General features: G+C 70.9%; 20 protein-coding genes. 15 read left to right on the top strand and 5 right to left on the bottom strand.

What is annotated here, in order from left to right:
* Window positions 1–24: 24 nt before the first annotated feature.
* From ACGFYV_RS15715 to ACGFYV_RS15675, 9 genes are all read left to right on the top strand, one after another.
* Complete coding sequence (locus ACGFYV_RS15715; RefSeq protein ID WP_393879032.1) at window positions 25–999, top strand: DNA cytosine methyltransferase; 975 nt, start codon at window positions 25–27, stop codon at window positions 997–999.
* 93 nt (window positions 1,000–1,092) lie between these two features.
* Window positions 1,093–1,692, top strand: a complete 600-nt coding sequence (locus ACGFYV_RS15710) for a DUF4913 domain-containing protein (RefSeq protein WP_393878924.1) — start codon at window positions 1,093–1,095, stop codon at window positions 1,690–1,692.
* On the top strand, window positions 1,689–2,468 hold the full coding sequence (locus ACGFYV_RS15705) for a glycosyl hydrolase (RefSeq protein WP_361219948.1): 780 nt from the start codon (window positions 1,689–1,691) through the stop codon (window positions 2,466–2,468). The genes ACGFYV_RS15710 and ACGFYV_RS15705 overlap by 4 nt, the downstream gene beginning before the upstream one ends.
* A complete protein-coding gene (locus ACGFYV_RS15700; RefSeq protein ID WP_393878923.1) occupies window positions 2,465–2,941 on the top strand; it encodes a hypothetical protein in 477 nt (158 codons plus the stop codon). Before ACGFYV_RS15705 ends, ACGFYV_RS15700 begins: the two co-directional genes overlap by 4 nt.
* Window positions 2,938–3,603 carry a hypothetical protein gene (locus tag ACGFYV_RS15695; RefSeq protein ID WP_393878922.1) on the top strand — a complete coding sequence of 222 codons (666 nt, stop codon included), beginning with the start codon at window positions 2,938–2,940 and terminating at the stop codon, window positions 3,601–3,603. Before ACGFYV_RS15700 ends, ACGFYV_RS15695 begins: the two co-directional genes overlap by 4 nt.
* Window positions 3,600–4,427 (top strand): large ATP-binding protein, encoded by an 828-nt coding sequence (locus ACGFYV_RS15690; RefSeq protein WP_393878921.1) that lies wholly within the window; start codon window positions 3,600–3,602, stop codon window positions 4,425–4,427. The genes ACGFYV_RS15695 and ACGFYV_RS15690 overlap by 4 nt, the downstream gene beginning before the upstream one ends.
* Window positions 4,428–4,451: 24 nt before the next feature.
* A complete protein-coding gene (locus ACGFYV_RS15685; RefSeq protein WP_393878920.1) occupies window positions 4,452–5,303 on the top strand; it encodes a winged helix-turn-helix transcriptional regulator in 852 nt (283 codons plus the stop codon).
* A gap of 166 nt (window positions 5,304–5,469) precedes the next feature.
* On the top strand, window positions 5,470–6,369 hold the full coding sequence (locus ACGFYV_RS15680) for a DUF317 domain-containing protein (RefSeq protein ID WP_393878919.1): 900 nt from the start codon (window positions 5,470–5,472) through the stop codon (window positions 6,367–6,369).
* A gap of 57 nt (window positions 6,370–6,426) precedes the next feature.
* Window positions 6,427–6,915, top strand: coding sequence for a hypothetical protein (locus ACGFYV_RS15675; protein WP_033949408.1), 489 nt, complete (start codon window positions 6,427–6,429; stop codon window positions 6,913–6,915).
* A 4-nt stretch (window positions 6,916–6,919) separates the two neighbouring features.
* Here the strand turns inward: ACGFYV_RS15675 and ACGFYV_RS15670 are convergent, their stop codons facing one another.
* The gene (locus ACGFYV_RS15670; protein ID WP_097930480.1) at window positions 6,920–7,183 is read right to left on the bottom strand and encodes a hypothetical protein; all 264 of its coding nucleotides are present in this window, start codon (window positions 7,181–7,183) and stop codon (window positions 6,920–6,922) included.
* A gap of 218 nt (window positions 7,184–7,401) precedes the next feature.
* Here ACGFYV_RS15670 and ACGFYV_RS15665 point away from each other — a divergent pair, with 218 nt between their 5' ends.
* The 6 genes from ACGFYV_RS15665 to ACGFYV_RS15640 all read left to right on the top strand — a co-directional run bounded on the left by ACGFYV_RS15665 (window position 7,402) and on the right by ACGFYV_RS15640 (window position 9,576).
* Window positions 7,402–7,749 carry a DUF317 domain-containing protein gene (locus ACGFYV_RS15665; protein ID WP_393878918.1) on the top strand — a complete coding sequence of 116 codons (348 nt, stop codon included), beginning with the start codon at window positions 7,402–7,404 and terminating at the stop codon, window positions 7,747–7,749.
* 125 nt (window positions 7,750–7,874) lie between these two features.
* Window positions 7,875–8,216 carry a winged helix-turn-helix transcriptional regulator gene (locus ACGFYV_RS15660; RefSeq protein ID WP_376624465.1) on the top strand — a complete coding sequence of 114 codons (342 nt, stop codon included), beginning with the start codon at window positions 7,875–7,877 and terminating at the stop codon, window positions 8,214–8,216.
* Window positions 8,217–8,353: 137 nt separating this feature from the next.
* Window positions 8,354–8,566 (top strand): hypothetical protein, encoded by a 213-nt coding sequence (locus tag ACGFYV_RS15655; RefSeq protein ID WP_393878917.1) that lies wholly within the window; start codon window positions 8,354–8,356, stop codon window positions 8,564–8,566.
* A 76-nt stretch (window positions 8,567–8,642) separates the two neighbouring features.
* Window positions 8,643–8,972: an esterase gene (locus ACGFYV_RS15650; protein ID WP_393879031.1), complete on the top strand. Its 330-nt coding sequence runs from the start codon at window positions 8,643–8,645 to the stop codon at window positions 8,970–8,972.
* A gap of 102 nt (window positions 8,973–9,074) precedes the next feature.
* Window positions 9,075–9,311 carry a MarR family transcriptional regulator gene (locus tag ACGFYV_RS15645; protein ID WP_093760979.1) on the top strand — a complete coding sequence of 79 codons (237 nt, stop codon included), beginning with the start codon at window positions 9,075–9,077 and terminating at the stop codon, window positions 9,309–9,311.
* Between the two features lie 31 nt (window positions 9,312–9,342).
* A complete protein-coding gene (locus ACGFYV_RS15640; protein WP_056704973.1) occupies window positions 9,343–9,576 on the top strand; it encodes a hypothetical protein in 234 nt (77 codons plus the stop codon).
* Between the two features lie 29 nt (window positions 9,577–9,605).
* Here the strand turns inward: ACGFYV_RS15640 and ACGFYV_RS15635 are convergent, their stop codons facing one another.
* The 4 genes from ACGFYV_RS15635 to ACGFYV_RS15620 all read right to left on the bottom strand — a co-directional run bounded on the left by ACGFYV_RS15635 (window position 9,606) and on the right by ACGFYV_RS15620 (window position 12,775).
* Window positions 9,606–10,010, bottom strand: a complete 405-nt coding sequence (locus tag ACGFYV_RS15635) for a hypothetical protein (protein WP_393878916.1) — start codon at window positions 10,008–10,010, stop codon at window positions 9,606–9,608.
* Window positions 10,011–10,116: 106 nt separating this feature from the next.
* A complete protein-coding gene (locus ACGFYV_RS15630) occupies window positions 10,117–11,889 on the bottom strand; it encodes a relaxase/mobilization nuclease domain-containing protein (protein ID WP_393879030.1) in 1,773 nt (590 codons plus the stop codon).
* Entirely contained in the window at window positions 11,889–12,554 is a 666-nt protein-coding gene (locus tag ACGFYV_RS15625; protein WP_393878915.1) for a plasmid mobilization protein, read from the bottom strand. The genes ACGFYV_RS15630 and ACGFYV_RS15625 overlap by 1 nt, the downstream gene beginning before the upstream one ends.
* Window positions 12,551–12,775, bottom strand: coding sequence for a hypothetical protein (locus ACGFYV_RS15620; RefSeq protein ID WP_003972986.1), 225 nt, complete (start codon window positions 12,773–12,775; stop codon window positions 12,551–12,553). The genes ACGFYV_RS15625 and ACGFYV_RS15620 overlap by 4 nt, the downstream gene beginning before the upstream one ends.
* Between the last annotated feature and the right edge of the window lie 74 nt (window positions 12,776–12,849).

Raw genomic sequence — 12,849 nt, 5'->3', positions numbered from 1 at the left:
TCCCCCGGGTGTGCGTCCTGACGGCTGGCTTCCCCTGTCAAAGACGTCTCGGTCGCCGGCCGCCGGGCCGGACTCAACGCCCAGACCCGCTCCGGGCTCTGGCTGCACGTCGCCCGTGCGGTCGCAGCCCTCCGACCCTGCCTGGTTGTGATCGAGAATGTGCGCGGCCTCCTCACCTCCCCCGCCGGTTCCCCTGGCGACGTGGAACCCTGCCCGTGGTGTCTGGGAGACACCGCAGGTCAGCCTGCTCTGCGGGCACTCGGTGCCGTACTCGGATCCCTGGCCGACCTTCGGTACGACGCGAAGTGGCTCGTGCTTCGCGCCTCCGACGTCGGGGCCCCGCACCGCCGCGAGCGGACCTTCCTCGCCGCATGGCCCGCCGGGCACCCTGCTGAAGACGCCGACCAGCAACATCGGGAAGAACGGCGGCAGCCAGCCTCCATCGAAGCGGAAGAGCGGGGGGCACGGTCCGAACCTGGCCGACGAGGTCGAGTGGCTGCTGCTGCCGACCCCGAAGGCGACGGACGGAATCAAGGGTTCGCCGAACCAGCGGCACGGCAATGGCGACATGACCCTGCCCAGTGCGGCTGCGTCTCTGTTGCCGACGCCGAGGGCCAGCGACACGGGCACCCCGGGCCGCCGCCCCGGGGAGGGATGGCGGCCTCCCTTGTCGGCGGTGGTCCTGCCCCTCTGGGCGGAGGAGACGCCGGAGGCGGGGGCGCGGACCGGCGATGGGGAGCGTACGGATCCGCCATCACCCGATGGGAGAGCCTCACCCGCCCGGCCCCGGCCCCCACGGACGGCGCCGGTCGGCTCCGCGCGGACTTCGTGGAGTGGATGCAGGGCCTCGACGCCGGCTGGGTCACCGCGACTCCGGGGCTCGGCCGTCCAGCGCAACTCACCGCGCTCGGCAACGGCGTCGTCCCACAACAGGCTTCGCGCGCCTTGCAGTTGCTGGCGCCACCCTTCCCCTGCTGTCCCCGCCGCGCCGACCGATAGCGCTCCACTACCGCGTTTTTCCGGCCGGACCAAACCGCTGATTCTCCGGATCCTCTCGGGCATGTCGCCGTCTCACAGATGGAGCACACCCCCATGGCCGACACCAGCCCGACCTCCCCCGGCCCCGAGCCGTACCGCGTCCCCGACGCAGACCTCGACGACCTCGCCAGCACCCTCGCCAAGACCATGGCCGAGGTCAGGCAGCACGGCGTCATCCTCGACCGCCTCGGCTCCGAGCCCGACCCCGGCGCCGTCCAGCCGCCGGACGGCGCTCCGGAAGCCGAGGCGGCTGACGGGAAGAAGCCCGACGGCCCCGCCTCGGTGTTCATCCTCGCCCTGGGCAGCAAGGAGTACGCCGTCGAACTCGCTGCCCTCAGCGACTGGGTGAACTACCTCTTCCTGCCGGTGTACGGCCGGGAGATCAGCACGAGCCGTCCCTGGTGCGCGCACTGGCACGAACACCCCGAGGCCGTCGCCCGGCTCCACGCACTCTGGCTCGCCTGGCAGCAGTTCACCGACACGGAGGCCGGCCTGTCCGGCCCCTCGACCTGGCACCGCGACCACCTGGACCAGACCCTGGCACACCTGCGTGCGCCCGACGGACCCTTCGCGGCCTGCACGACCAGCGCAACTCGCCCCAATCACCGGGTGCTGGCCACCCCGGCGCCCGAGCAGGCGGGGGTGGCGGCGTGAACGACATTCTCGACTTCGGCCTCGCCGATCTATCGCCGGTCGACGACGACTCCGAGGAGGCGATGGAGGCTCTCTGGGCTGGCGACCTGACGGTGCTGTCCCAGCACCACACCACACCCAACGGTTCGCACAGCTTCGTCCTCGCCCACGACCGATCGGTCACCTGGGGGATACCCGGCGAGCCACAGCTCGTTGCGATCGCGGTCGCTCGGGATCTGCGGCAGTCCACGTTCACGTTCGAAACGAGTCACCACGCCACGGCGTCCTTCGCACAGAACTGGCTGGCAGAACGCGGCTGCCCGCTCGAACGGATCGCACTGCACGGTGGCGACTACATCAAGCCCGCCGACGACCTCACCCTCCAGGTGGAACAGCAGATCCAGAAATCGGGCACCCGCTACGAGGTCCTCGACACCTACACCTCTGACGACAACCCCAGCGAGGCGTGGACACTCGTCAACGACTCCCAGGCCACCCAGGCACCGGTTCGCCTCTTCTACGAGGAGTGGAACCACGGTGCCGGCACGTACACGATGCGCGAGGGCGCCTTCCCCGACGTCGGCGTCGCCCAGACCTGGCTGGACGAGCGCAGTGAACCGCTGCCCGAGCCTCCGGAGTACAGCGACCACAACGGTGCTGTCGTCCGGGCCCGCATCGCCCGGATCGCCCTTTCCCGGTCCGCCGGAACCTCTCCGACACCGCAGACCGGGCTCGACGCGCCCCGCGCGTCAGCGGCGGTACCGGTCCAGCGCGCGGTCCAGGGGAGGCTGCTGTGAGCCGCGCCCGCTTCGCCTTCGCCGCGCACCCTGACGCCATCGCCGACCTGCGGGAACTCCCGTCTGAGATGCGCGATTTGGCCTTGCTGGAGCTGCAGAACCTGGTCCACGGAAGCGACGACTGCTTGCCGTTGAAGGGCCGTCTCGCCGGCTTCCACAAGGTGTACGTCGACCCGGCGGTCTCTTACCGGCTGGTCATCCAGTTCCGCCAAGCGCCACCGACCTCGACCCACAAGCGCGAGGTCTACCTCGTGGCGGCTGGCAGCCGGAAGGACTACGCGGTCTACCGCGCGGCCCACCTGCGGACCGAGCCCCAGCAAGGGGTCGGCCCGGACTCCGCCACGGAGGCCCGCGTGCAGGCCGCCCGGTCTCGCTCGACGCTCACCACCGAACGGCCGACAACGGGCCGCGCGGCTGCCCCGTCACCAGCGCCGCCCTCGGCCACTGCTTCTCGAAAGGCCACCCAGCGATGACCAACGACCGTACTGCGCTGACCCGTTCAGAGCTGGCGGATCTGCTCACCGATGCCGCTCAGAACGTCGGCGGCATCCCTGCCGCCGAGTACCCGACGGCCGCCGCCCGCTCTTACCTGCATCCCGTCTTGGGTCCGCTGGCCGCTGGGCCCCGCGTGATCACCGAGCTGAACGACCGGTTCGAGGGCTTCGTGGCCACCGAGCCACGCCCTGCTGGTTCGGCGGGCCTGTTCGCTCTGGCCTCCTACGCCTCCGCGCTGGGGTGGCTCACCGAGTCGTTCGCCGAGCTGACCTCCTCGGTCGACGAGATCTGTACCCGCGTGGGCATACCCATGGAGCCACGCGCCCCGATCGCCGCCGCGCCCGGTGGTACGGAGCAGGACGACGAGTTCGACTTCGCCTTCAACGCAATTGAGTTGGAGGCGGTCCGCAACGCAGCCGAGGCCGCCGGCCTCGCGCCGGACGACTACGTCGAGGTTCTCTCCCAGTCGCTGCTCGCCGCCGCCCGGATCACCGACGCCTGCATGGAGATCTCCAGCGGCCTGCTCGATGACGCCGATCTCCTCAGCGAAGTAAGCGACCGCCCTCGGCTCGACAACGATCCCGGGAGCCTGCCCGCTCTGGTCCGCTCCCTGCTCGCCCGGATGGAGACGACGGAGTGAACCCGTACGACGCAGACACACACCCTGGGCCGTATCTCGTCGTCGAAGTGCTCGGTGTCGGGGATGTCAGCGTGCACGCCCTCGCACATGGTCCGGAGGAGCCGCTGCACCAGGCCGCTACACGCGTCATCGAAGCCGCAGCGGCGTTGGACGAGCGACACGAGAGCGTGCTCGACGCGGTCCAGCGCGCTCAGCGGCTGCTCGAAGGCACTGGTCGGGGTGAAGTCGGCCGAGCCCAGGTCTCGTACGCGCTGCTGCGCACAGCTCTCCCGGACCTCGGAGACGGCCTGGCCCAGCAGGACCGGGCATACAGCCAGCTCGTCGAGTCCCTGTCCGCCTACCGCCGGCTTCTTTCCTCGCCCCCTGCTCAACACGCGAGCAACAAGAGCCACGGGCAGGGCCAGAAGACGAGGCCGCCCCACCGGGACGACGACTGGGCCGTCGCCGGGGAGCGCGGGCTGGTAGCCCTCGAAGCGGTTGCGGCCGGAGGTGTTCGCTTTCGCCGCAACGCGATCGGCGAGGACCCGTACATCTCGCGGGAGAAGGCCCAGTGGCAGGACCCGGCGGTCTTCCCGCAGACCGTGCAGCGGCTGGTCGCCGACGAGCTACTGCATCAGGACATCACCGAGAACGTGTACCGGCCCGGCCAGCTCCTCTCGCTCACTGCGCAGGGGGAAGCCGCCCTGCGTGATGGTCGCGCGACGACCTCCCGGGTGTCCGCCGCCCTCGGCCGCACCACCACGCGGACCACGTCAGGCGCGCCCTCCGACCCGGCCGCCGTGCCCGTCGCCAGGACCTCTCTCGCGACCCCCCGCTCACGCTGACCTCACCCCGATAAGGACCCCACCATGGCTACCCCCGGCCTGCCTCCCACCTTCTCCATCGCTTCCATCGACGCCCAGCGCGTCGAGGAGGCTCTCGCCCGGATCGGGCCCAAGTGGACCACCTGGACCGCGATGACCCTGGCCCAGGTGAACGGCCCCGTGCGCGTTCGCGACGTTGCTGCGCAGCTCCCCTTCGTCAGTGAGCAGTTCGTCGGCAAACGTCTGGCCACGATGCACGCTGACGGATTGGTGATCCGCGATGACGACCGGCGGGGTGCGCCGTACCGGCTCAGCGCGCTCGGCACGTCACTGGCCCCCGTCCTCCGCACGGTCTCGGACTGGTCCCGCACCCACCTGACACAAGAACCGATGGCCGAAGCCGAGCGTGTCGAGGACGCGCTGCGCCGCCTGCATCTTCGGCACTCAACTGCCGTGATTCAGGCCCTCGATTCGGCTGATGGCCAGATGCGGTTCGTTCACATCGCCGAGGCGGCCGGTCTGGACAACGGCCTCGCACGGCAGCGACTTGTCCGGCTTCAGGCCGATGGCCTGGTCACGCGGACGGGCTCCCGGCACGGAGACCCGTACGTGCTCACCGATGCCGGCCAGGCGCTGGGGGCCGTCTACGCGAGTGTCGAGCACTGGAGCCAGCCCTTCGCGCTGCGAGGTGGAACAGCGGCACCGCTTCCGGCAGCGGCCAACACGCGCACCCACGCCAGCATTCCGCTGGGGGCGGGAGCCGACAGCGCCCGGACTGCGGCGGCCCTACGACGGAGCGCCGCCGCGTCGAACGTCATGTTCAGCCACGCGCCCCAGCCGGAACCGCGGGTGCCGACGGCCGTGACCGCTCAGTCGGCACCGGGCCGGGGCCGGTGACGGGGATGAGAACGAGAGGCCACTCGCCGCCACTACGGCATCCGCGTGCGCTCCGGCGGCTCCCGCCGCTGCATACGCGGATCCGTTCTCCTCCTTCGCTTCCGGAGACTCGACCATGTACGCCCCTGATGACCCGACCCGGTACCAAGAGGTACTGGTCAGCCCCATGTATCTAGCTGGTTCCAACGGGACCGGCGAGGCTGGCTTCGCGCCCGTCGCCCACTGGCCCCATCAGTACCTCGATGAGGGCCCCTGCCAGCTCCTCGTGACCTCTCCCGACCAACGGATTCGGATCGGCTGGTTCGGCGACGACTTCGAACTGTGGAAGATCAGCGCAGCCGAGGACGCCTTCTCGGCGCCTCGCTGGACGGCGACGTTCAACCACGTCACCCCGGCCGAGATGGTCGCCGGCCTCACCGCCGCACTGGTCCAGGACTACGACGAAGCCCTCGCCTCCGACACCCCCGGCCGCTTCTTGACAGGACCAACCGTCCCCTGGAGGGACACCGTCCGGCCGCTGACCGATGCCGGCTGGAACCTTGACGGAGCTGCTGAACTCGGCACCGTCGAGATCATCGCTCCTGACAACCAAGCGGGCATCCTCATCGATCGGCGCGGCTACGGCTCCGACCGCACGACCGTCGAGCTGTGGGCTGGCCCGCCGGGCTGGGGCACTCGTGCCGAAGCGACGTTCACGGCCCGCACCCCGTCCCACTTGATCGCCGCAACCGCCGCTGTGATGGCGAAGTCGACCCCGGTGGTCCGTGAACGCCACCAAGTCGACCGGCGGATGCAACACCTTGTCACGATGACCCCTGTCGCTTCGGCCACGCCGATCGCCGAGGCTCAGGTTTCGCGCGCTCCGACTCCGCTGGACGTACGCCGTACCGCGGTCACCCAGGCCGTACACCGTGCCGCGCGGGCACCACGCACAGCAGCCGACCTCCGGGTGATGGCCGCGCAGAGCCGCTCCACGGGGGCGGTGCAGAAACGGACGGGACACTCCGCGCCCGCGACCTCTGCCCGGCTGCCGGCCAGCTCGCCGACGCCCCGGCGCGGACGCTGACTCCCACCCCAGGCCGCACTCCACTCGCGACCGTCCCCGCCCAACAGGAGTTCCACCATGCCCACCACCACCATGCTCGACCAGGCCACGGCCATGATCGAGAACGCCTGGGGCCAGCCCATCGAAGCTCTTGAGGTCCTAGGGGTCCGCCGCCCCAGCGAGGACCCGCTCCTGCGCTGCGCCATGCACACCCGCGCGGCCCTGGCCATCACGGACAGCGCGGTAACCGTTCACCAGGACCGTCTTCACGCCCTGTCGCGGCATGGGTACGTGCCTGACTTCTACGAACTCGACCGGATCACCGAAACGGCGGTCAAGCTCCGCGTCGCCCACGCGGAGAGCCGTGCGTATCTCCAGGCGATCCGGCGCGTGGTGGAGGCTCGGGAGGCCGCCGCACCCGAGGTTGCGGCACCGGCGGTTCGGCTGGCTCAGGCCGCTGTCGCCCGCTCCGGGAATACGCGGCACGCCCCGGGGGCCGCGCCCGAACCGTCCTCTCCGGCGGCGGTCGTAGGGCCGTCAGCGCCCACAACGGGGCCCCGACGTTAAAGGCTTAGCTCCGATTCTCGTCGCGGTGGCCCTCTTCGGCCCGGGGGCCCACCGCGCGGGCCAGCTCCTCCACCGTCAGCTCCACGCGCCGGCCTTCGGCGACCCGGCGCTCCACCGTCTCCTCGTCCGGCCACCGGTCGGGCTGTGCGCCGACTCCCCACTGGCCGTCGGCGACCATCGCGATGTCGCCCACGGTCCAGGGCCGTCCGGCGGCGCGGATCTTGCGTTCCAGTCCGGCGCCGTCCCAGTGTCTGCTCGCCTCGGCCATCCCCTGCTCCCCTTCACCGACGTGCGGTCCCTCACCGCAACCCAGGTACGACAACCGCGGTCGCAGATCCATTCCCGGCCAGCCGACCGCTCGGCTGTGGTCTCCAGTTCGCCCACGGCAGACGGCATCCCCGGGAAACGACCACGCACTTCGGCATGCCGCATGCCAACGTACGGGTGTTAGGAAAAACCGCAGTTCAACGAAGGGATCGCCCAACCGTGAACACCTCCGCCACCCTCCTGCCCGCCGTCGTCCGCCCCGAGGTGGAAGACCGCAACTGGCTCTCCTCCGACCACTGCGCCGCTCCGGTGCTCGACCTCCTGGACGCTCTCGGCTGGACGATCGCCGAGACCCCGGAGGCCAACGTCCACGCGACCAGCCCGGACGGCGGCGTCTACGTCGGCTGGCTCCCCGAAGAGCCCTCTGCCTGGGCGCGCGAGATCGTCTGGCGCGTCCAGGTGCTGCCCGCCGACGGCGAGGTGTGGGTCCAGGAATTCGGCATCCACACCCCCTCCGAGGCCGTCGCCGGATTCCTCGCGGCCCTCGTCACCCACTCCTCGCGCTGACCGCCGAACTACGGGAGCGGGCCGACGACGGCCCGTCCCGTTCACCGCGCCCGTCCCGGCGGACCGACCGCTCCTCTTCTTCCTGACCGAAAGGCATTGAAATGACCATCTACTCCGATGACCTCGTGAGAATCGCGAACCACGTCGTCGGCTCCGGCACCGCCGTGTTCGCGGCCTACGACGCCATCACGGGGTCCGGCATGGCCTCGCGCGGCATCCCCCAGGTCTGCTGCGGGGTGCTGCTGCTGTACACCGCCGGGATCTTCCAGGACCACCTCCGCCGCCGCGACACCCGTGTCGTCGCCTACCTGTCTGGCAACCCCGACGCGCCCCTCTCCAAGATCAGCGCCGCCACGGGGCTGAGCCAGGAACGGGTCGCCAGCTCGCTGCAGCGCCTGCACGCCGACGGCCTGGTCGTCTCGGAGGAAGGCACGGTTCCCCTCCCACCTCGCTACCGGCTGACCTAGTGGCTCCACCGTCGGCAGCATCTCGCAGACCACACCAAGGGCCCGAAGGCCCTACGCGACCTGCTCCGCCTCGACGCCCCCTGACGATGTCCCCGCCGCTCCTGCCCCGTCCGCCCATACCGCTCTCGGAGGTTTCCGTGCCCCAGTATCTGACCGTCGGCCACCTGCTTCGCCAGCTCCTGGAACTCGACCCCAACCTGCCGGTCCGTCTCGCCGTCAACCCGGACTTCCCCTTCGCCCACTTCGTGGGGGCCAAGGTCGTCGTCCGCGACGGCAAGGCGTACATCGCCGATGACGGTCAGGAGGACTACCTCTCGGTGGGGGCGCGCGATGCCCTCACCTGGGCTTGATCGCTTCCCTACCACCACGGAGGCTTCCATCTCGTCCCTCTCGCGACGCGTGCTGCACGATGTCGCCGTGCGCCCCATGCCGTTCGGCGTGCACAGCGCGCTTCTCCAGCGCATCTCCGCCCGCCCCAACGGCCCCCTCGACATCACCTGGCTCGCTGCCGAAACCCCCCAACTTCCCCTCGGGCGCATCCGGCTGCGCTGGGAGCCCGCCTCGCGCAGCGGCTGGGACGTCACGGCGTACCTGGGGCTGACCACGGCCGAGGTGCTCCTCGGTTCTTGGCCCGCCGCCCCGGACGACTGGCCGCGCCTGGTCCGTCCGACCCTGTACGAGGTGACCGGCCTGTGCGCCGCCCTCTCATTCGCGACCGACGCACTCGACCTCTCCAACCGGCTCTCCGGAGTCTGACCGAGGACCGCCGAAGGCCGCCCCATGCCGCTCAGGCAGGGGCGGCCTCGTCGTGCGTCTACCCGTTCGTTGCGTACGCTCGACCTGACGAAGGAGAACACTATGGCCGACGACCAGAGGCTCTGGGGATACCCGGAGGTCGCCGCCCACCTGGGTATCAGCGTCGGCGCGACCCGCAGCCGCAAGAGCCGGGGCAGCCTGCCTTCGCCCGACGACGACAGCGTTCCGGACCGTCCCCGCTGGAAGCCGTCCACGTTCCAGAACTGGAGGCCGGTCGGCCGGGGATTTCGCAGCGACCTGCACAGCTCCCCACGACAGGAGACCACCCCGACCGACTGACCGAGCGGGTGCTCGCCCGTAGGCTGCGGGCATGACGCCCGACTCGCAGATGCCCTCGCCCCCGTTCCCCTCGACCGACAACGCCGTACTCGGGCTGATCGTCGGCGGAGCCATCGAGTCAGTCCGTAGCGGCGAGGCCACCGTGGAGGAGGCCATCCTGCATGCGGCGGTCCACGGCTGGTACGAGGGACACGTCCAGGGTGAAGACGAATGCCCGGGGTGCGACTTCCGGGGTGGGCTGGCGAAGGACAGCGCACGCGGCTGAACCTCACCTGCACGCCGACTGGTGCTCGCCTACTCCAGGTAGATGCCGGCGAATACGCCGTCGAACCCGAGCGCGGTCAAGCCCGCCTCGACACTCGGGTAGGTCGTCCCGTGGGGGCCGCCGACCAGGGCATCGAAGTCGGCGCGCCTGATCTCGGGCTCGAGCCACTGGTTGCCGCACCGGCAGCGGACCCAGACGTTGCGCCCGTGGTTGATTAGCAGCCAGTCGCGTCGAGCACGGCAGGCGGAGCACATCACGGGGATGCCGCCGAGAGCGAGTTCGCGTGAGTGGCCGACGCAGCGGATTGCCCCGGGGCCGTCGGCCGACCGCGTCTCGGCCTGGAGCTGCAGCAGGGGGTCGGTACCAGTGGGCAGGACGGGTAGGACGGATGCCGGCTCCGTGGTGCGGGTGGTGGTTCTGAGCACGAGCGTCATCTCCCGGTTGTCGGTCCTGTCTTCATCCGTAACAGCCGGTGGAACCGGCTGTCCATACATTTCGTGGCGTCCGCTCGGCCGGTGGTCTACGTCCGGTTCGACGTGGTCAGCGACGTGGCGAGCGGCGGTTGAGGTCTTGATCAGTTCCGAGCGGTACGGCTGCCGTCGCGTTGCGTTCACTGGTGCGGCTGCTCGGCGTGGTGGCCTGGCGGGTGGCGGCCTGCGGACGACGGGCACCTTCGCCCGGGTGTGCCGGGAGCTGGGCGATGCGCCGCAGACGCCAGACCAGGACGTCGTTCACGTCATCGGCACTGTCGAGTTCGCGCATGTCGATGGCCTGGCGCAGGAGGGCTTCGGAGTCGTGGCCTGCCCGCTCGGCCTGGGCGAGGGTGGCGAACAAGGCGTCGGTCCTCGCTTCCGTGCCTCCTGCCCGTACGACATTCTCCGGCAGGACGGCGCGAAGGGTGGCCTCGTGCATGAGGCGCTGGGCGTCAGGAAGGGCGCGGCCTTGGTCGTGCAGCATGCGCATCGGGGTGGCGGCGGCCTGGCGGTAGGCGGTGCGTAGGTGCGCGGCGGCTTGTCGGGAGGCGTGGGCCTGCTGGGCGTGTCCGCGGGCGGAGTGCCAGCGGGCGGCGGCGAGGGTCACGAGGACGAGGGTGGAGACGAGCATGGCGGTGGTGCCGCCGTCCTCGCCTCGGCCGAGCGCCCCGCCGGCCTGGACAATGCCTCGGGCGGCCGAGCGGAGGGCCCGGGTGTCGGCGCGTTCGGCGCGGACATGACTGCGGGTCGCCCGCTCGAAGGCGCGAGCTGCGGCGGCCAGCTCGGTGCGGGTGGTGGCCGGTGAGGTCTGGGCCACTGCGTCGAGGAGTTCTCCGACGCCGACGAGCTGGGGGGCGGCCTCGCCGTCCTCGTCGCGTTCCAGGAGCGTGGCCGAGCGCTCTGCGATGACGGTGGCGTTGCGTCGTTGACGGGCGGGCGGTGACCAGTTCGTCCGGTCAGCGCCGACCGCGGGCGCGCTCGGCTCGGCGGCCCCGTCGGTGAGGCGTAGGCGGATCTTCGGAAGGGAGAGGTCGGGGGCCAGTTTGGAGCCGGGGTACCAGACCGGGGCTCCGTCGCGGTTGCGGTCGCCGGGCAGGGCCACGTTGTAGCCGAGCGCGTCACCGGACGGTGCGTGTCGCAGCTTCACCCGTACCCCCGCTTCTCGGAGCCGCGTGAAGAACTCCTCTTCCGAATCCGCTCCCGCCACGGCTCGACGAACGGCCTCGCGGAGCGTCTCGCGCGAGGTCTCCGGGCGGCCGGTGCGCTCGGCCTTGAACTTCTCGGCGCTGCTGGGATTCTTCGCTGCGGTTCCGTCGCCCGCGTTCAGGCGCCGCAGGCCCATCTCCTTCTCGATGTGGCGGCATTCGGCCTGGGCCTTGTTGAAGTCGTAGTTCAGGCGCGGGTTGCGCAGGTCGCCGCGTACGAGGGTGGCGACGATGTGGATGTGGTCTTCCGCGTGGCGGACGGCGATCCACCGGCAGCCGTCGGGGTCTCCAGCCGGGGCGATGCCAGTGGCGTGGACGATGCGCTGGGCGACGGCGTTCCACTCCTCGTCGTCCAGCCGCCGGTCCCCGGGGGCGGTACGTACCGAGCAGTGCCAGACGTGCTTGGCGGGTGCGCGGTCGCCGGCCTGCTTGACCCGCAGGTCCAGGGCGGCGGTGAGCCGGGCGAGGGTGACCTTCGGGTCGGGGTCGAGGCCGGTGTCGCGGCCGGGGTCGGGGGCGAAGCCGTCCCAGGAGCCGACGAGGTGTGCGTCGGTGTGCTCCTCGCGCCGTCCGGGGCCGTACAGGTAGACGAGGAGGCCGTGGGTGCGGGAGCCGCGTCCGATGTCGGGAACCATCACAGCCGCCGGGTCACCAGGTCGTTCGCCGCGTCATCAACGCGGGCGAGAAGTCCGGTCAGCGCGCCCAGCGCGTGTTCGAGTTCACCGACGCGCGGCTGGCCACCGCTGTTGAGGACGAAGGCGATCTGGTTGATGTTGTTGCCGATGCGGGCCAGCGCGGTGCGCAGAGCGGCGAGTTCGTCGATGGCGGTGTCAAGCTGGTCGTTGCTGTGCACGGCGGCGCATCCGCGGGCGGCGCTCAGGCCGGAGACGGCGAGGAAGCGGGCGACGGTGACGCCGCGCTTGGTGGCGGCCTCGGCGATCTCGGTCTTCTCGGTGTCGGAGAGGCGGGTGGTCGTCTTGCGGGTGCGCTCGCTGGGGTTGCGGGTGCGGCGGCGCGGTTTGCGGTCGGGGTAGGCGGGCGTGCTCGGGCGCGGCTGCTCGCGGTGGTCGTCGCGGTCGGCTTCTCCCCCGGTGACCGGCGCCCCCTGGTGCCGGTTGCCCGGCTGGTCCCCGTGCGCCCTCGCTCGGGGACCAGCCGGACTTCCCCCGCCCTCCTGGGCGGGGGCAAGTGCGTACGTCGGGCCGTAGGACCGTCGTACGCGATAGCTTGCTCCGCCAGGAGCCGTGGTGGGGTCACGCTGCTGTCCAGCGGAGGTGGCCACCGGGTCGTTGGTGTTCACCGGCTCGTCTCCGGGTCCTGCTGCTGGATTTCGCGGACGAGTTCCTCGATCCAGTCCATGGCCAGGACGGGGTGGTGCAGGGTCCAGGGCCGGTCATGCTGCTCGCGTTGCACGATCCAGGTGGTGTCGGGGCCGGACTGGGCGCGGTGGAGGTGTCCGTGCTGGTGCAGGACGGTCAGCCAGGAGTCGACTTCGGCGGGCGTGGCCGGGTGAGTGCGCATCGGGTGCTCTCCGCTTCTGCTGTGGCGGGGTGTGTCGGTGACATGCGGAGTGGGTGACCGGCCGGGTTGACCGG

This window comes from Streptomyces sp. NPDC048297 (assembly GCF_043201585.1).
Classification (GTDB): Bacteria; Actinomycetota; Actinomycetes; order Streptomycetales; family Streptomycetaceae; genus Streptomyces.
Note: the sequence above shows the minus strand (reverse complement) of the source record. Positions and strands in the feature narration are given on the sequence as shown.

Coding starts and splice junctions, on each gene's coding strand:
- ACGFYV_RS15710 (WP_393878924.1), top strand. CDS start 1,093: ATGGCCGACACCAGCCCGACCTCCCCCGGCCCCGAGCCGTACCGCGTC.
- ACGFYV_RS15695 (WP_393878922.1), top strand. CDS start 2,938: ATGACCAACGACCGTACTGCGCTGACCCGTTCAGAGCTGGCGGATCTG.
- ACGFYV_RS15685 (WP_393878920.1), top strand. CDS start 4,452: ATGGCTACCCCCGGCCTGCCTCCCACCTTCTCCATCGCTTCCATCGAC.
- ACGFYV_RS15680 (WP_393878919.1), top strand. CDS start 5,470: ATGTATCTAGCTGGTTCCAACGGGACCGGCGAGGCTGGCTTCGCGCCC.
- ACGFYV_RS15675 (WP_033949408.1), top strand. CDS start 6,427: ATGCCCACCACCACCATGCTCGACCAGGCCACGGCCATGATCGAGAAC.
- ACGFYV_RS15670 (WP_097930480.1), bottom strand. CDS start 7,183: ATGGCCGAGGCGAGCAGACACTGGGACGGCGCCGGACTGGAACGCAAG.
- ACGFYV_RS15650 (WP_393879031.1), top strand. CDS start 8,643: ATGCCGTTCGGCGTGCACAGCGCGCTTCTCCAGCGCATCTCCGCCCGC.
- ACGFYV_RS15645 (WP_093760979.1), top strand. CDS start 9,075: ATGGCCGACGACCAGAGGCTCTGGGGATACCCGGAGGTCGCCGCCCAC.
- ACGFYV_RS15640 (WP_056704973.1), top strand. CDS start 9,343: ATGACGCCCGACTCGCAGATGCCCTCGCCCCCGTTCCCCTCGACCGAC.
- ACGFYV_RS15635 (WP_393878916.1), bottom strand. CDS start 10,010: ATGACGCTCGTGCTCAGAACCACCACCCGCACCACGGAGCCGGCATCC.
- ACGFYV_RS15630 (WP_393879030.1), bottom strand. CDS start 11,889: ATGGTTCCCGACATCGGACGCGGCTCCCGCACCCACGGCCTCCTCGTC.
- ACGFYV_RS15620 (WP_003972986.1), bottom strand. CDS start 12,775: ATGCGCACTCACCCGGCCACGCCCGCCGAAGTCGACTCCTGGCTGACC.